The organism is Brevundimonas sp. (assembly GCF_046295595.1).
In the GTDB taxonomy this organism is placed as follows: Bacteria; Pseudomonadota; Alphaproteobacteria; order Caulobacterales; family Caulobacteraceae; genus Brevundimonas.
Map to the genome: position 1 here is coordinate 53,694 of NZ_JBKBMX010000014.1, position 15,263 is coordinate 68,956.

The 15,263-nt window shown below is 70.7% G+C and carries 17 protein-coding genes; 8 read left to right on the top strand and 9 right to left on the bottom strand.

Going from position 1 to position 15,263, the window contains the following annotated elements; all coding sequences use genetic code 11:
- Positions 1–7 precede the first annotated feature (7 nt).
- From zwf to ACK4JY_RS10530, 5 genes are all read left to right on the top strand, one after another.
- Entirely contained in the window at positions 8–1,468 is a 1,461-nt protein-coding gene (gene zwf, locus ACK4JY_RS10510; protein WP_409605416.1) for a glucose-6-phosphate dehydrogenase, read from the top strand.
- Positions 1,461–2,183 carry a 6-phosphogluconolactonase gene (gene pgl / locus ACK4JY_RS10515; protein ID WP_409605418.1) on the top strand — a complete coding sequence of 241 codons (723 nt, stop codon included), beginning with the start codon at positions 1,461–1,463 and terminating at the stop codon, positions 2,181–2,183. Before zwf ends, pgl begins: the two co-directional genes overlap by 8 nt.
- The gene (gene edd / locus ACK4JY_RS10520) at positions 2,183–4,072 is read left to right on the top strand and encodes a phosphogluconate dehydratase (protein WP_409605420.1); all 1,890 of its coding nucleotides are present in this window, start codon (positions 2,183–2,185) and stop codon (positions 4,070–4,072) included. Before pgl ends, edd begins: the two co-directional genes overlap by 1 nt.
- Positions 4,073–4,145: 73 nt before the next feature.
- Positions 4,146–5,123 carry a glucokinase gene (glk, locus tag ACK4JY_RS10525; RefSeq protein WP_409605422.1) on the top strand — a complete coding sequence of 326 codons (978 nt, stop codon included), beginning with the start codon at positions 4,146–4,148 and terminating at the stop codon, positions 5,121–5,123.
- Between the two features lie 84 nt (positions 5,124–5,207).
- Positions 5,208–5,471, top strand: a complete 264-nt coding sequence (locus tag ACK4JY_RS10530; protein WP_409605424.1) for a hypothetical protein — start codon at positions 5,208–5,210, stop codon at positions 5,469–5,471.
- 64 nt (positions 5,472–5,535) lie between these two features.
- Here ACK4JY_RS10530 and ACK4JY_RS10535 read toward each other — a convergent pair whose 3' ends face one another.
- The 6 genes from ACK4JY_RS10535 to ACK4JY_RS10560 all read right to left on the bottom strand — a co-directional run bounded on the left by ACK4JY_RS10535 (position 5,536) and on the right by ACK4JY_RS10560 (position 10,630).
- Positions 5,536–6,246, bottom strand: coding sequence for a DUF1295 domain-containing protein (locus ACK4JY_RS10535; RefSeq protein WP_409605426.1), 711 nt, complete (start codon positions 6,244–6,246; stop codon positions 5,536–5,538).
- A gap of 39 nt (positions 6,247–6,285) precedes the next feature.
- The gene (locus ACK4JY_RS10540) at positions 6,286–6,651 is read right to left on the bottom strand and encodes a hypothetical protein (RefSeq protein WP_409605428.1); all 366 of its coding nucleotides are present in this window, start codon (positions 6,649–6,651) and stop codon (positions 6,286–6,288) included.
- A complete protein-coding gene (gene hmgA / locus ACK4JY_RS10545; RefSeq protein WP_409605430.1) occupies positions 6,648–7,946 on the bottom strand; it encodes a homogentisate 1,2-dioxygenase in 1,299 nt (432 codons plus the stop codon). Before hmgA ends, ACK4JY_RS10540 begins: the two co-directional genes overlap by 4 nt.
- Before the next feature lie 62 nt (positions 7,947–8,008).
- Positions 8,009–9,127, bottom strand: a complete 1,119-nt coding sequence (locus ACK4JY_RS10550) for an acyl-CoA dehydrogenase family protein (protein ID WP_409605432.1) — start codon at positions 9,125–9,127, stop codon at positions 8,009–8,011.
- 3 nt (positions 9,128–9,130) lie between these two features.
- Positions 9,131–10,315 carry an acyl-CoA dehydrogenase family protein gene (locus ACK4JY_RS10555; RefSeq protein WP_409605434.1) on the bottom strand — a complete coding sequence of 395 codons (1,185 nt, stop codon included), beginning with the start codon at positions 10,313–10,315 and terminating at the stop codon, positions 9,131–9,133.
- 60 nt (positions 10,316–10,375) lie between these two features.
- Positions 10,376–10,630 (bottom strand): Lrp/AsnC ligand binding domain-containing protein, encoded by a 255-nt coding sequence (locus ACK4JY_RS10560; RefSeq protein WP_409605436.1) that lies wholly within the window; start codon positions 10,628–10,630, stop codon positions 10,376–10,378.
- 46 nt (positions 10,631–10,676) lie between these two features.
- Between ACK4JY_RS10560 and ACK4JY_RS10565 the strand changes: the two genes are divergently transcribed.
- From ACK4JY_RS10565 to ACK4JY_RS10575, 3 genes are all read left to right on the top strand, one after another.
- The gene (locus ACK4JY_RS10565; protein WP_409605438.1) at positions 10,677–11,492 is read left to right on the top strand and encodes an alpha/beta hydrolase; all 816 of its coding nucleotides are present in this window, start codon (positions 10,677–10,679) and stop codon (positions 11,490–11,492) included.
- Between the two features lie 22 nt (positions 11,493–11,514).
- Positions 11,515–11,895 carry a rhodanese-like domain-containing protein gene (locus ACK4JY_RS10570; protein ID WP_409605440.1) on the top strand — a complete coding sequence of 127 codons (381 nt, stop codon included), beginning with the start codon at positions 11,515–11,517 and terminating at the stop codon, positions 11,893–11,895.
- A gap of 110 nt (positions 11,896–12,005) precedes the next feature.
- Positions 12,006–12,680 carry a bifunctional 4-hydroxy-2-oxoglutarate aldolase/2-dehydro-3-deoxy-phosphogluconate aldolase gene (locus ACK4JY_RS10575; RefSeq protein WP_409605442.1) on the top strand — a complete coding sequence of 225 codons (675 nt, stop codon included), beginning with the start codon at positions 12,006–12,008 and terminating at the stop codon, positions 12,678–12,680.
- Between the two features lie 90 nt (positions 12,681–12,770).
- Here ACK4JY_RS10575 and ACK4JY_RS10580 read toward each other — a convergent pair whose 3' ends face one another.
- Genes ACK4JY_RS10580 through ACK4JY_RS10590 form a run of 3 tightly spaced genes read right to left on the bottom strand, consistent with a single transcriptional unit; the run spans position 12,771 to position 15,254 of the window.
- Complete coding sequence (locus tag ACK4JY_RS10580; RefSeq protein WP_409605444.1) at positions 12,771–13,625, bottom strand: ribokinase; 855 nt, start codon at positions 13,623–13,625, stop codon at positions 12,771–12,773.
- The gene (locus tag ACK4JY_RS10585; protein WP_409605446.1) at positions 13,622–14,554 is read right to left on the bottom strand and encodes a nucleoside hydrolase; all 933 of its coding nucleotides are present in this window, start codon (positions 14,552–14,554) and stop codon (positions 13,622–13,624) included. Before ACK4JY_RS10585 ends, ACK4JY_RS10580 begins: the two co-directional genes overlap by 4 nt.
- A 37-nt stretch (positions 14,555–14,591) precedes the next feature.
- Positions 14,592–15,254, bottom strand: a complete 663-nt coding sequence (locus tag ACK4JY_RS10590) for an aspartate/glutamate racemase family protein (RefSeq protein ID WP_409605448.1) — start codon at positions 15,252–15,254, stop codon at positions 14,592–14,594.
- Positions 15,255–15,263: the final 9 nt, after the last annotated feature.

Sequence of the window (15,263 nt, forward strand, 5' to 3'; positions counted from 1 at the left end):
AGAGCGCATGGCGGCCCTGGTGCTGTTCGGTGGCGGCGGCGACCTCGCCATGAGGATGCTTCTGCCCTCGCTGTATTTCCTCGAGCGCGACGGCCTTCTGCCCGATGGCCTCAAGATCATCGGCGCCGCCCGCTCGGAAGAAAGCCGCGAGGAATATGTCGCCCGGGTGCGCCAGTCGGTCGAGACCAAGGCCCGCGCCGACGACGCATGGGCCGATGACGCCTGGGCCCGGATGGAGGCCCGCCTCGACTATCTGGCCGTCGACGCCACCTCGGCCGAAAGCCTGAAGCCGCTCAAGGACAAGGTCGGCGACGGCGCCTGCACCTCCTTCCTCGCCGTGTCGCCCTCCCTCTATGCCCGCATCGTCACCGCCATGCGCGCCGCCGGCCTGGCCGAGCCCGAGGATCGGGTCGTGCTGGAAAAGCCGATCGGCCGCGACCTCGACAGCTTCCGCCAGATCGACGACGCGGTGGCCGACGCCTTCTCCGAGAACCAGGTCTTCCGCATCGACCACTATCTCGGCAAGGAAACCGTCCAGAACCTGATCGCCCTGCGCTTCGGCAACACCATCTTCGAGCCGCTGTGGAACAACCTCAGCATCGACCACGTCCAGATCACCGTCGGCGAGACCGTCGGTGTCGGCGATCGCTGGCCGTATTACGACGAGTACGGAGCATTGCGCGACATGCTCCAGAACCACATGCTGCAGCTGCTCTGCCTCGTGGCCATGGAGCCGCCGTCCGACCTCGATCCGGACTCTGTCCGCAACGAGAAGGTCAAGGTGCTTCGCTCGCTGCGTCCGATCCGGCCCGAGGAAGCCGAACGCGTCACCGTGCGCGGACAGTACGTCGCCGGGACCGTCGATGGCGAAACCGTCAAGGGCTATGACGACGAGCGCGGCGCCGACTCGGACACGGAAACCTTCGTCGCCGTCCGCGCCGACATCGACAACTGGCGCTGGGCCGGGGTGCCCTTCTTCATGCGCACCGGCAAACGCCTGCCGGAAAAGCGCACCGAGATCGTCATCCAGTTCAAGCCGGTGCCGCACTCCATCTTCGACCACGGCGACCGCGGCGCCATCGAGGCCAACCGCCTCGTCATCGCCCTGCAGCCCGAGGAAGACATCTCCCTGTCGGTGATGAACAAGAAGCCCGGCCTCGACCAGCGCATGAAGCTGCAGCCGATCGGGATGAGCCTGTCGTGGGGCCAGAACGACAAGGACGCCCGGCCGCTGCGCCGCCGCATCGCCTATGAGCGGCTGCTGCTCGACGCCCTGCACGGCGACTCCACCCTGTTCGTCCGCCGCGACGAGGCCGAACAGGCATGGAAATGGGTCGACGAGGTCTCCGAGGCCTGGCAGGGCGCGGCCTTCAAGCCGAAGGAATACGCCGCTGGAACCTGGGGTCCGCCCGAGGCCAGCGCCCTGCTCGACCGCACCGGCCGCACCTGGAACTCCGGCCATGACTGAGATCCGCAGCTTCGCCGACGCCGCCGGCTGGGTCGAGGCCTGCGCCGAACGCCTTTCGGAGGCGCTCGATGAGGGCGCGGCCGACCAGGACGGCGTATCGGCCTTCGCCGGCGCCGGCGGCTCGACCCCGGCCCCGATCTACCGGCGGCTCTCGGAGCTGCGCTCGTTCGACGGCTGGCGGCGCACCCTCGTGACTCTCGTCGACGAGCGCTTCGTCCCCGAAAGCTCGCCGGAATCGAACGCCGCCCTGCTCAAACGCAACCTGCTGACCGGCAAGGCCGGCGGCGCCGAATTCCTGCCGCTGTACCGCCCGGCCATCACCGTCGACCGCGCCGCGGCCCTCGCCGCCCACCAGCTTGCCGCGGCCTTCGACGGCCGGCGTCTCGACGCGGTCCTTCTCGGCATGGGCGAGGATGGCCATATCTGCTCCATGTTCCCTGAAAGCCCCACCCTGAAGACCCTGCTGTCCCCGGGCCTCAAGCCCACCGTGCTGGGCGTCCCCGCCGGCCGCGACGGCCGCGCCCCTTCCCTCGAGCGGCTGTCGCTCAACCTGCCGTATCTGATCGACGCTCGCCGCGTCGTCCTCGCCCTCACCGGCGGGGCCAAGCGCGCCGTGTTCGAGCGCGAGGCCGCCGGCGATCCGGCGACCCAGCCGATCGCCGCCCTGCTGGCCCACCAGGTCCCGCTTGAAGTCCTCTGGACGGAGAAGGCCTGATGTCCAACCTCCACCCCGTCGTCGCCGAGGTCACCGCCCGCATCGTCGAGCGCTCGCGCGAGACCCGCGCCGACTATCTGCGCCGCATGGACGCCGCCCGCGACTCGGGCGTCGCCCGCGCCAAGCTCAGCTGCGCCAACTGGGCCCACGCCTTCGCCGGCCAGACCATCGCCGACAAGCTGACGGCCATGGGCGGCAAGGCCCCCAATGTCGGCATCGTCACCGCCTATAACGACATGCTCTCGGCGCATCAGCCGTTCGAGCGCTTCCCCGCGGTGATCCGCGAGGCCGCCCGCGAGCTCGGCGCCACGGCTCAGGTCGCCGGCGGAACCCCCGCCATGTGCGACGGCGTCACCCAGGGCCGCCCGGGCATGGAGCTGTCGCTGTTCAGCCGCGATGTCATCGCCATGTCGACCGGCGTGGCCCTGAGCCATGACGCCTTCGATTCCGTCATCGCCCTCGGCGTCTGCGACAAGATCGTGCCCGGCCTGTTCATGGGCTCGCTCGCCTTCGGCCACCTGCCGGTCGTCTTCGCCCCCGCCGGCCCCATGCCCAGCGGCATTCCGAACGCGGAGAAAGCCCGCGTCCGCGCGCTCTACGCCCAGAACCAGGTCGACCGGAAGACGCTGCTGGAAAGCGAGATCGGCTCCTACCACTCGCCCGGCACCTGCACCTTCTACGGCACCGCCAACTCCAACCAGATGATGATGGAACTGGGCGGGCTGCACATGCCCTCGACCGCCTTCGTCCACCCCGAGACCGGCCTGCGCGACGCCCTCACCGCCGCCGCCGCCAAACGCGCCGTCGAACTGGCCCGCTCTGGCGAGGGCCGCATGGCCGACGTCGTCTCGGAGAAGTCGGTCGTCAACATGATCGTCGCCCTGCTGGCCACCGGCGGCTCGACCAACCACGCCATCCATCTGGTCGCCATGGCCCGCGCCGCCGGGGTGATCATCGACTGGACCGACATGGACCAGCTCAGCTCGGTCACCCCCCTGCTGGCCCGGGTCTATCCCAACGGCTCGGCCGATGTGAACGCCTTCCAGGCCGCCGGCGGCGTCGCCTTCGTCGCCCGTGAGCTGGCCGAGGCCGGTAACATCCACGCCGACGTCCACACCATCATGGGCCCCGGCATCCACCATTATTTCCAGGAGCCCTCGCTGGTCGACGGGGAGCTGGTCTGGCGCGACGGCGTGCGCGAGAGTCTGGACACGGACATTCTGCGCCCCGCCGCCGATCCCTTCGACCGCGAGGGCGGCCTGCGCCTCGTCCAGGGCGACCTCGGTCGCGCGGTGATCAAGGTCTCGGCGGTCAAGCCCGAGAACCGCATCGTCGAGGCCCCCGCCGCCGTGTTCGAGACCCAGGAGGACGCCCTGCAGGCCTTCCGCGACGGCAAACTGGACCGCGACGTCATCGTCGTGCTGCGCTTCCAGGGACCGAAGGCCAACGGCATGCCGGAACTGCACAGCCTCTCTCCGGCCCTCGGCGTGCTGCAGGACAAAGGCTTCAAGGTCGCCTTCGTCACCGACGGCCGCATGTCCGGGGCCTCCGGCAAGACTCCCGCCGCCATCCATGTCTCGCCCGAGGCCCTCGCCGGCGGCATGCTGTCCCGGGTTCGCGACGGCGACCTGATCCGGCTCGACGCCGAGGCGGGGGTCCTGACCACGGTCGGCGTCGACCTCGCCACCCGGCCGGCGGCCGCCCGCACGCCTGAGCACGCCGGCGGTTCGGCGTGGGGTTATGGCCGTGAACTGTTCGGGGCCTTCCGACACGTCGTGTCGACCGCCGAGGAGGGCGCCTCGATCTGCTTCGCCGGCCCGCCCGGCGGCTCGTCCTGGACCGATGGTCAGCCCGACCCAAACCTCGTCGACCGCGCAGTCGACGCATGATGCTGCCCCGAGCAGAGAAGCCCTCATCCCCGTGCAGGCGGGGACGCGCGGCGAACGACAGGGAAAGATGCGGATGACCCTCGCCTGGGACAGATCTCTGCTGGTCGGCGATGTCGGCGGCACCAACGCCCGCTTCGCCATCGCCCACATGGTCAACGGCAAGCCGGTGCTCGAGCACCACGAGAGTTTCAAGGGGGCGGATCATCCCACCTTCCTCGGCGGGGTGAAGGCCTTCCTCGACGGCTGCGACGTCAAGCCGACCTCGGGCGTGATCGCCGTCGCTGGTCCGGTCACCGACGGAACCATCGACCTGACCAACTCGCCGTGGCGGGTGTCCGAAACCGAGCTCGGCGCCCTGGGTCTGAATCCTGTCCGCCTGATCAATGATTTCGAGGCCCTCGCCTGGGGCGCCCCGGTCGTACCGCGCGACCAGCTGGCCTCGCTGGGCGGCCCGGAAGAGGGGGATCCGGAGTCGGCCACCGCCGTCCTCGGCCCCGGCACGGGGTTCGGGGTCTCCGCCCTGATCCGGGACTTCCACGGCCGCGAGATGGCCATGCCCTCCGAGGGCGGCCACGCCTGTTTCGCGCCGGGCGACCCGATCGAGGACGAGATCCTGCGCATCCTGCGCCGCCGCTACGATCGCGTCTCGATCGAGCGGCTGATCTGCGGTCCCGGCCTGCTCAACATGCACCGGGCCTTGGCCGAGATCGACGGTCGCCAGACCCACATCGACGACCCCGCCCAGATCACCGAAGAGGCGATGGCCGATCCCCGCAGCGCCTGCGGCGCCACCCTCGCCCGCTTCTGCGCCATTCTCGGCGCCGTGGCCGGCGACATCGCCCTGACCACCGGCGCGCGCGGCGGCGTTTATATCGCGGGCGGCATCGCGCCGCGCATCCTGCCCTTCCTGCAGGCCAGTCCGTTCCGCGAGCGGTTCGAGCGCAAGGGCCGGTTCGCCGACTATATGGCCGCCATCCCCACCCACGTGATCCTGCACAAGCACGCGGCCTTGCTGGGCGCTGCCCGGGTGGCCTTCGACGAGGCCGGATGACGAACTGAAAAAACTATCACGCCGGCGTGAACCGATCGTGAGGGGCGGCGTTATGGTGGCTCCACTCTGGAAGGAAGCCATCCTATGCGTAAATTCATCATCGCCGCCGCCGCCACCTTCGCCCTCGCCGGCGTCGCCGCCTGCGGCGAAAGCGCTGCCGACAAGTCCGCCGAAGCCCAGGCCGACGCCCTGGAAGAGCAAGCCGCCGCTGCTCCGACCGAAGCCCAGGAAACGGCCCTCAACGCCGAAGCCGACATGGTCGAGCAACAAGCCGGCAACGCCGACGGCGGCATGACCACCGAGAACACGCCGAACACCTCGCCGTCCACGACGGCCCCGGCCCAGTAAGACGGCTTGAATGCGGGGGGTCATGTCCCCCGCCTGAAACCTTCGAACGGTCAGCCCCCGTCGCTCACGCGGCGGGGGTTTTCCGTCTGGCCCAGTGAGCCATGGCGAGGGTCAGGAAGAGCGGTCCGCACACGGACCATCGGCCAGGGCCAGTCTCCGCCGCGATCAGGAACAGGCCCCACCAGACGGCCAGGTCGCCCATATGGTCGGGCCGCATCGGCCAACCGCCGGCCACCGGCGGATCCGCCGGATACGGCTTGCGCAGCGCGGCCTGGCGGAGGCTGCCAAACCCCTCCAGCCCGATCCCGGCCACCGCCAGAACCGCGCCGGTCCACCCGGCCCAGCCGACCGCCGGGAGGAAATCGACCTGCCCCAGTTGCACAGGCAGCGATGTCAGCCACGCCAGGGCGCCCTGCGGCAGGAAGAACAGCAACAGCCGCGTGCGTCCGGCGTCCCAGCCGCGACCACCCGCCACCGCCGCGCCGACCGCCGCATACCGCCCGTCAGCCTCCGCCCGCGCCGCGGGCGCCAGACGCCGCAGGGCCTGCGGCGCGGCCCAGATCGCCACAAGCCACAACAACAGCCCCTTTCGGACGGGATCGCCGTCGGCCACGACCATCGTCACGGCCGCCATACCGACCATCATCAGTGGCCAGACCGCGTCGAGAAAGCCGATCCCCTTCCACCGCGCCGACAGCGCCCACAGCCCCGCCATCGTCGCCAGCGCGAGGCCCAGATTGAGGCCCAGCAGGGCGGCGGTCTCGGCCAGGGTCATGGAGCGGAAACGCCGCCGTCAGCCGCCGGATGCATCGGCTCAGTCGACGCAGATCGTGGCTTCGGCCTTGCCGCCCTCGACCGTCGTATAGCAGCCGAACCGGCTGCTCGTGGCCTGGCACTGGCCGACCGCGTTCGCGCCGGCGTCCGGCGCATTGGCGACATCCTCGATCCGGCAGTCGCCCTGGCAGTCGTCGCCGTCGGTGCAGCGCTGGCCCGCGTCGGCGTAAGTCACCACGCATTGCAGCGACTGCATCCGGCCCTGCGGCAGCATCTGGCCGCCCCGGGCCGCGCAGGCCGAGGCCGCCTCGGCCGACGTCTGGCCGACCCCGGCGGGACCGCCGTCGTCCGGCATCGGTTGACAGGCCGCGGCGAACAGGGCCGCCAGCATCACAAAGCGCTTCATTCCACTTGTCCCTTGTTGAACCCGGTCCAGACGTCGTCATAGTCCAGCTGCATGGTCGGCGAGGTTTGCGCCCATTCCGTGGTGCGGATCGGCAGCCGGGTCTCGAACATGAAGGCCAAAGTGTTGTCGATCTTCACCGGCTTGAGATCGGCCGCCACCGCCTTGTCGTAAGACGCCTGATCCGGACCGTGCCCGCTCATGCAATTGTGCAGGCTGGCGCCCCCCGGAGCGAAGCCGCCCTCCTTGGCGTCATATTCGCCGATCACCAGCCCCATGAATTCGCTCATCACATTCCGGTGGAACCACGGCGGCCGGAAGGTGTCCTCGGCCACCATCCAGCGCGGCGGGAAGATGACGAAGTCGCAGTTGGCCGTCCCCGGCGTATCGCTGGGCGATGTCAGCACCGTGAAGATCGACGGATCCGGGTGGTCGAAACTGACCGTGCCGATCGTATTGAACTTCGCCGTGTCGTATTTGCAGGGCGCGTAGTTGCCGTGCCAGCCGACCACGTCCAGTGGCGAGTGGTCGAAGGTGGTGACATACAGCCGCCCGCCGAATTTCTGCACGCACTCGGTCCGGCGGTCGACGTCCTCGAACGCCGCCACGGGCGTCTGGAAGTCGCGCGGATTGGCCAGGCCGTTCGAACCGATCGGTCCCAGGTCCGGCAGGCGGAAGGCGGCGCCGTAGTTCTCGCAGACATAGCCCGCGATCGGCCCGTCGCACTCGACCCGGAACCGCACCCCGCGCGGAATGACGACGATCTCGCCGGGCCGGGCGTCGATCCGCCCCATCTCGGTGACGAAGACCTGATCGCCCGCCTGCGGCACGATCAGCAGTTCGCCGTCGGCGCAGTAGAAGACCCGGTCGACCATCGACCGGTTGGCCGCATACAGATGGATGCCGACGCCCGTCTGCGCCTCGGCATCGCCGGTCCCGCCATAGGTGACCAGACCCTCGACCCAGTCGGTCGGCGCCTTTGGGGACGGCAGGGGGTCCCAGCGCATCCGGTTCGGCGAGGGCGGCGCCTCATGGAACGGCCCCGATCGCACCAGGCCCTGTCTGAACGGCTGGTAGGCCGGATGCTGCGCCGACGGCCTCAGCCGGTACAGCCACGACCGCCGGTTCTCGCTTCGCGGCGCGGTGAACGCCGTCCCTGACAACTGTTCGGCATACAGCCCCATCGGCGCCCGCTGCGGCGAATTCCGCCCCTCGGGCAGGGCCCCGGCCACGGCCTCGGTCGAGAAATGATTGCCGAATCCGGGCATATAGTCAGGCGCGTTGGCTCGCGTCGTCATGGTGCGTGTCTCCCTGTCCGGAGACTTAGCCCGTCTCCCCGTGCGGGAGAAGGCGGGGACCATCAGAACCCTTGGCTGCGCGCCATCCGCTCCTGATGGAAGCCGGCGTCGCCGAGCAGTTCGTTCAGCACCCGCACCCGCTTCATGAACAGGCCGACGTCGAACTCGTCGGTCATGCCGACGCCGCCGTGCATCTGCACCGCCTCCTGCACCGCCAGCTCGGCCACGCGTCCGGCCTTGGCCTTGGCCACCGACACCGCCAGCGCCGCGCTGTCCCTGCCCGCGTCCAGCGCCTGGAGCGCGCCCATGACCGCCGCCCGGGCGATCTCGATCTCGCTGAACAGATGCGCCGCCCGGTGCTGCAGCGCCTGGAATTCGCCGATCAGCCTGCCGAACTGCTTGCGCGTCCGCAGATACTCCAGCGTCGTCTGAAAGGCCTGATCCCCCGCCCCGGTCAGCGACGCCGCCGCGCAGGCCCGGCCGAGATTCAGCGCCCCCTCCAGCAGCGCCTCGCCGCCCTCGACCGAGCCGATCAGCGCATCCGCATCGACTTCGACGTCCGTCAGCTTCACCCGCGCCGCATTGTGCGCATCGACCATCACCGTCCGCTCGATCGTGATGCCGTCCGTGGACGGTTCAACGAGGAACAGGCCGATCCCCTCGTCGGTCCGCGCCGCCACGATCAGGGCGTCCGCGACATGGCCGTCCAGCACGAAACCCTTGGCCCCGTTCAGCCGGAAGCCGTTGCCCGACCGCTCGGCCGTCGTCGTCATCCGCGCCGGCGCGTGTTTGGGCCCCTCGTCGACGGCCAGCGACAGGATCGCCTCGCCCGCCGCGATGCGCGGCAGCCACGCCGCTTGCTGCTCATCCGACCCGCCCTTCAGCACCGTCGCCGCCAGCACGCCCGAGCCCATGAAGGGCGACGGCGTCAGCGTCCGCCCCAGCGCCTCCGCCACCACCCCGGCCTCGACCGCGCCCAGCCCGGACCCGCCGTGCGCCTCGGGGATGATCACCCCCGCGAACCCCATCTCCCCGAACGCCCGCCACAGCTCGCGCGACACTCCGTCGGCGTCCTTGCTGTCGCGCAGTTTCCGCAGATGCGCGATCGGCGCGTGCTCATTCAGGAAGCCGTCCGCGGCCTCCTTCAGCATCGTCTGCTCTTCGGTCAGGATCAGCGGCATCCGTCAGGCTCCCGGCAGCTGCAGCAGGTGTTTGGCGATGATGTTCAGCTGCACCTCGCTGGTCCCGCCCTCAATGGAGTTGGCCTTGGTCCGCAGCCAGTCGCGCGCCATCGCCCCGTCGCGCGACCGCTCGCCCTCCCACTCCAGCGCCTCGGACCCGCCCGCCGCCATCAGCAGCTCATGGCGCCGCTTGTTCAGCTCCGAGCCGTAGTATTTCAGCATCGAGGCGATGGCCGGATGGGCCTGCCCCGCCTTGGCCAGGTCGCCGGTCCGCTCCAGCGCCAGTTTGAACGCCGCCGCATCGACCTCCAGCTCGGCGATCCGGGCCCGGAGCATCGGCTCGTCCAGGCGCCCGTCGGCGTCCAGCCCCAGAGACCCGCTTGCCACCTGACCCACCGGCCGGCCTCCGGCGATTTCGCCCATGGCCCCGATCATCGTCCGCTCATGCGCCAGCAGCGCCTTGGCCACGTCCCAGCCGCGGTTCAGCGTCCCGACCAGATTGGATTTCTCGACCCGCACATCGTCGAAGAAGGTCTCGCAGAACGGGCTCTTGCCGCTGATCAGGGTGATCGGCCGCGTGCTCACGCCCTTCGTCGCCATGTCGAACAGCACGAAGGAGATGCCCAGATGCTTGGGCGCCTCGGGGTCCGTCCGCACAAGGCAGAAGATCCAGTCGGCCTTGTCGGCATAGCTGGTCCACACCTTCTGGCCGTTGACGATCCAGTGGTCGCCGCGATCCTCCGCCCGCGTCTGGATCGCCGCCAGATCGGAGCCCGCCCCCGGCTCGGAATAGCCCTGGCACCAGCGGATCTCCCCGCGGACGATCTCCGGCAGGAAGCGCTGCTTCTGCTCTTCCGTCCCGAACGCCAGCAGCGCCGGGCCCAGCATCCACACGCCGAAACTGGCCAGCGGCGCCTGGGCGTCGATGCGGCGCATCTCGGCGCCCAGCACCTTGGCCTCCTCGCGGCTCAGCCCGCCGCCGCCATACTCTTTCGGCCACTCCGGCGCGGTCCAGCCGCGCGCGCCCATCTTTTCCAGCCAGGTCTTGTGCGCCGGGGTCGGAAAGACGGCGTTGCGCCCGCCCCACACCCGGTCCTCGTCGCTGGCCACCGGCCCGCGGCATTCGGCCGGGCAGTTCGCCTCCAGCCAGGCGCGGGTCTCCGCGCGGAAGGTATCGAGATCGGTCATTTGAGCCTCCGCTGGCGACGTTATCAGCGATTCACCGGTGACGTAGCGTCATCCCGCCGGTCACTTCGTCGGCAGAAACGGCGAGAAGGTGATCACCGTAAAGGTGTCGCGGATATGCGGCCGCGTCTGCACCGACTGCGTCACGAAGGTGCCGATATCCATCTCCTTCGGCAGCTGGAATTTGGCCAGCAGGTCGTACTGGCCCGAGGTCGAATAGACCTCCGAGACGAATTCGACATTGTCGACCATGTCCGCCGCCACGTCGTTGGCGTGGCCCAGCTCGCATTTGATGAAGACGAAGATGGCGGTCATCATGGCGGCGGTCCCTCCGGTGCGAGGGCTTCCTCTAGCGGATGACAGCGTGACGGGTAAGGGCGAAGCGGCGATCGACCTCGAAGCCGAATACAACAACCGCGCCCGCGTGCCCGACCACCTGGCCGTCCTGCGGCGCTGGCGCGAGGCCGCCGAGGCCGCCCGCGCCGCCGCCCCGCCGCTCGAGATCGCCTATGGCCCCGGCGCGCGCGAGGTCATGGATCTGTTCTCCGCCGGTGACAGCGCTCCCGTCGCCGTCTTCCTGCACGGCGGCTACTGGCAGGCGCTGGACAAGAGCTGGTTCTCCGGCCTCGCCCCGGCCCTGAACGCCCTTGGCGTCAGCCTCGCCATCCCCTCCTACGACCTCGCCCCCGCCGTCCGCCTCGGCCACATCCTGCGTCAGGTCCGCGCCGCCGCCGACGCCGTGCGCGCGCGCACCGGCGTCCGCCCGCTCGTCTTCGGCCACTCCGCCGGCGGCCACATGGCGGCCGGCCTGCTCAGCGAGGGCCGCGCCTCGGCCGCCGTCGCAATCAGCGGCGTCTTCGACCTCGCCCCCCTGATCCCGACCTCGCTCAACGCCGCCCTGGGCCTCGACGCGAATGAAGCGGCCGCCCTGTCCCCCATCCACTGGCCGGTCCCCAACGGCTCGACCCCCGGCGGCACGGTGCTGGACTGCGTCGTCGGCGCCGACGAAAGCCCCGAATTCCTGCGCCAGTCTCGGATGATGGCCGACCTCTGGGGCGCCAAGGGCGTCGAGACGCGCTATGAGGCCCTGCCCGGCCTCGACCATTTCACCGTGCTGGATCCGCTGTTCGATCCCGACAGCCCCCTCGTCGCCCGGCTCGCCGCCCTCGCCACCCGCTGACGCCCGCCGCCGAAAGGACCCCATGATCTTCCCCTCACGCGATCCGGCCGCCCCCGTCCCCGCCATCGACGCCATCGAAAGCCGGCGGCTCGTCGCCGAGCAGGACGCCCTGCTGATCGACGTCCGCGAACCGGGCGAGCTGGCGGTCAGCGGCAAACTGGCCGGCGCCCTCGCCATTCCGGTCGGCCAGATCCAGATGCACGCCGACCCGGACCACCCCGCCCACGACCCGGCCTTCCGCCCCGGCCGCCCGCTGATCCTCTACTGCCGCTCCGGCCAGCGCTCGGGCATGGCCGGACAGGCCCTCAAGCGGATGGGCTACCACCCGGTCTTCAACCTCGGCTCCTTCGAAGCCGCCGTCGCCGCCGGCGCCCCGATCGAGCCGGCTTGGGCCGGGTCGTGAAACAATAAGTTCCGCCCGCGGCCCGAAAGCATGGCCGCCACGCTTTCGTCCGGCGCGCCTCTCGGGATAAGCAGGGAGCAGCGCCGCCCGTCGGCCGAGCGGAGATTGAAATGCGCCACGACCGCCTCGCCGTCCTCACCGCCCTCGAAGCCCAGGGCGTGGCCCCGGTCTTCTACCACCCGGACCCCGAGGTCAGCCTCGCCGTCATCCGCGCCTGCGCCCGCGGCGGGGCCAGGGCGATCGAGTTCACCAACCGCGGCGACTTCGCCGTCGACCTGTTCGGCGACATCGCCCGCGAGCTGCAGCGCACCGACCCGGACATCATCCTCGGCATCGGCTCGGTGATCGACGCCGGCACGGCGGCCCTCTACCTCAACCGCGGGGCCCGTTTCGTCGTCAGCCCCTGCCTCGTCCCCGAGGTCGCCCGCGTCTGCAACCGGCGCATGGCGGCGTATTTCCCCGGCTGCGGCTCAGTCACCGAGATCGGCCAGGCCCATGAGCTGGGCTGCGAGATCGTCAAACTCTTCCCCGGCGCCAGCGTCGGCGGCCCCGACTTCGTCAAGGCGGTGCTCGGCCCGATGCCATGGACCAAGATCATGCCCACCGGCGGCGTCGATCCCGACGAGGCCTCGATCGCCAAATGGTTCGGCTCCGGCATCGTCGCCGCCGGCATGGGCTCGAAACTGATCACCGACGCGGCGGTCAGGGCCGGCGACTGGGCCGCGATCGAGGCCCAGGTGCGCCAGACCGTCGACGCCATCGCCGCCTTCCGCGCCAAGAAGTGATGAGTGGTTAGTGATTAGTGGTTGCTGGTTCGCCGGCGGCGCTTGCTGCGCATGCTGTCCCGTCCGCCCCTAATCACTAGTCACTAACCACTAACCACTAACCACCCCCAGCAGCGCCTCGACCTCGGCCCGGGTCGGCAGCGACGGCTGGGCCCCCGGCCGGGTCGCCGCCAGCGCCCCCGCGGCGCAGGCGAAGCGCAGCGCCGCCTCCGCCTCCATCCCCTCCAGCAGGGCGACGCAGATCGCCCCGACGAAGGCGTCCCCCGCCCCCGTCGCATCCACCGCCGTCACCGTCGGCGGCGCGGCGCGGGCGATCTCGGCCCCGCGCTGGTGCATGACCGCCCCCTCGGCCCCGAGCGTCGTCACCACCCGGCCGCCGCCGTGGTGCAGCAGGTCGCCATAGAAGGCCGCCTCGCTCTCATTGACGACGATCAGATCGGCCCGCCGCAGCATCTGGTCCGACACCGGCGCCGCCGGGGCCAGGTTGACGCAGACGAAGTCCGTCGCCCGCCCCACCGCCGCCTCGACCGTCGCGATCGGCAGCTCCAGCTGCACGATCAGCGGCCCCTCGATCCGCGCCGGCAGCTGTTCCGGCAGGGTCCGGTGATTGGCCCCGGCCGCGACCACGATGTGGTTCTCGCCGTCCGGACCGACGGCGATCAGGGCCACCCCGGTGGGCGCCGCCGCGTCCGTCTCCACCTCGGACAGATCGACCCCGGCCGCCTCCAGCAGGTCGGTCGCCTCGTCGGCCATGGCGTCGTCGCCGACCCGGCCGATCAGACAGACCCCGGCCCCCAGCCGCCGCGCCGCCAGCGCCTGGTTGGCGCCCTTGCCGCCGGGATGCCGCGCCAGCGTCGCCCCGGTCACCGTCTCCCCGGCCCGCGGCAGGTGCGGCGCGCTGGCGACCAGATCCAGATTGATCGAACCGACGACGGTGATCCTCATCGAGTCTTGTCCATGATCAGATCGAACACCCCGTTCGCGTCGGCCGAAACCGCCCAGCGGTGCGGCTGGCTTCCCGCCACGCCGGCGCGAAACTCCACCGCCGTATGCCCCCGCGTCAGCTCGCTCGCCGTCTCCACCTGAATCCGGCACGGGGCCAGGTCGAACAGGTCGGGCCGCAGCAGCCACGCCACCGGGCACAGGTCATGCACGGGCGGCGCGTCCCCGCCGACGATCTCGCGCTCGACCTGCTGCGAGAACCGCATCATCGCCGCGGCGGTGTCGGCCATCGGCGTCCGCAGGTCGGCCACCGCGGCGATCCGCGCGTCCGTCGCCCGCACCTGATGCGTCGCGTCCAGCCCGAACAGGGTCACCGGCAGGCCGCTGCGCATCACCTCGTCGGCCGCCTCCGGGTCGGCCCAGACGTTGAACTCGGCCGAGGCGGTGATATTGCCGCCCTCGCGCCGCGCCCCGCCCATGACCGCCACCGGCCCCAGCCGTTTCGCCAGCATCGGCTCGCGGCGCAGCGCCAGGGCCAGATTGGTCATCGGCCCCAGCACCGCCAGCGCCACCGTCCCCGGCTCGCGCGCGTTGACGGCGTTGATCAGGGCGTCCACGCCATGGCCGTCCGCGACGCCTTTGGCGGGCGCGAACGGCGCCATGAAGCCCAGCCCCTCCGCTCCGTGGAACTCGCCCGCCCCCGCCGGCTTGCGCCGCAGCGGCCGGTCGGCCCCGGCGTGGACGGGCACATCCTCGCGGTCCGCGATCTGGCGCAGCATCCGCGCATTCCGCGTTGTCTTCACCTGCGGCACGTTTCCGCCCACCGTCGTCACGGCCAGCAGGTCCAGTTCGCTCGCCCCGAAGGCGAGCATCAGCGCCACGGCGTCGTCCACGCCGGGATCGCAATCGATGATGAGGGCTTGTCTGTTCACGGAACCGGTTTGGAGCGGGTCGGCGCGTTAAGCAACCTCAGGTGCAGGCCTTGACGCAGGCCGCCGCCAGCACCTCTGCCGAGTCCACCAGCGGAACCGTCACCTCGCCGGCGTCCAGCAGCAGCGGCACCTCGGTGCAACCGGCGATCACCACCTCGGCCCCCGCCGCGACGAGGGCGGCCGCCAGACGGCGCATCTCGGCCCGCGGCCCCTCGCCGACATCGCCGGCCTTGACCGCGCCGATGCTGGCCATGATGGCCTGCCGGTCCGACCCCGTCAGGCGCACGATCTTGGCCCCCTTCGCCTGGAGGACGCGGGTGTACAGCGCCTCCCCGCCGGGCGTGGCCAGCACGCCGATCTTCTTCGCCCCGCCGGCGGTCGCCGCCTCGGCCGTCTCGGCGATCATGTCGATGAACGGCAGGCCGACCTTGCGCACCGCCCCGGTCAGGGCGTGCGCTGTGTTGCAGGGCATGGCCAGCACCTGGGCCCCGGCGTCGCGCAGCCGCATCGCCATCTGCCCCAGCCGGATCTCCGCCGCGTCGGGGGCCCGCTGCCGGTCCGGCACCTGCGGATTGATGTCGGCCAGGATGCGGATGTGATCCTCGTCCTTCTGCGCTGGCGTCAGGGCCTGCACCCGCGCCAGAAACGCCACCGTCGCCGCCGGCCCCATGCCGCCCAACACGCCCAATACCTTGCTCATCTCGCCTCC

Bases quoted from the DNA above. Each gene is read 5' to 3' on its own strand.
- glk (WP_409605422.1), top strand. From the start codon at position 4,146: ATGACCCTCGCCTGGGACAGATCTCTGCTGGTCGGCGATGTCGGCGGC.
- pgl (WP_409605418.1), top strand. From the start codon at position 1,461: ATGACTGAGATCCGCAGCTTCGCCGACGCCGCCGGCTGGGTCGAGGCC.
- ACK4JY_RS10570 (WP_409605440.1), top strand. From the start codon at position 11,515: ATGATCTTCCCCTCACGCGATCCGGCCGCCCCCGTCCCCGCCATCGAC.
- ACK4JY_RS10575 (WP_409605442.1), top strand. From the start codon at position 12,006: ATGCGCCACGACCGCCTCGCCGTCCTCACCGCCCTCGAAGCCCAGGGC.
- ACK4JY_RS10590 (WP_409605448.1), bottom strand. From the start codon at position 15,254: ATGAGCAAGGTATTGGGCGTGTTGGGCGGCATGGGGCCGGCGGCGACG.
- ACK4JY_RS10555 (WP_409605434.1), bottom strand. From the start codon at position 10,315: ATGACCGATCTCGATACCTTCCGCGCGGAGACCCGCGCCTGGCTGGAG.
- ACK4JY_RS10550 (WP_409605432.1), bottom strand. From the start codon at position 9,127: ATGCCGCTGATCCTGACCGAAGAGCAGACGATGCTGAAGGAGGCCGCG.
- ACK4JY_RS10540 (WP_409605428.1), bottom strand. From the start codon at position 6,651: ATGAAGCGCTTTGTGATGCTGGCGGCCCTGTTCGCCGCGGCCTGTCAA.
- zwf (WP_409605416.1), top strand. From the start codon at position 8: ATGGCGGCCCTGGTGCTGTTCGGTGGCGGCGGCGACCTCGCCATGAGG.
- edd (WP_409605420.1), top strand. From the start codon at position 2,183: ATGTCCAACCTCCACCCCGTCGTCGCCGAGGTCACCGCCCGCATCGTC.
- ACK4JY_RS10580 (WP_409605444.1), bottom strand. From the start codon at position 13,625: ATGAGGATCACCGTCGTCGGTTCGATCAATCTGGATCTGGTCGCCAGC.
- ACK4JY_RS10530 (WP_409605424.1), top strand. From the start codon at position 5,208: ATGCGTAAATTCATCATCGCCGCCGCCGCCACCTTCGCCCTCGCCGGC.
- hmgA (WP_409605430.1), bottom strand. From the start codon at position 7,946: ATGACGACGCGAGCCAACGCGCCTGACTATATGCCCGGATTCGGCAAT.
- ACK4JY_RS10535 (WP_409605426.1), bottom strand. From the start codon at position 6,246: ATGACCCTGGCCGAGACCGCCGCCCTGCTGGGCCTCAATCTGGGCCTC.
- ACK4JY_RS10560 (WP_409605436.1), bottom strand. From the start codon at position 10,630: ATGATGACCGCCATCTTCGTCTTCATCAAATGCGAGCTGGGCCACGCC.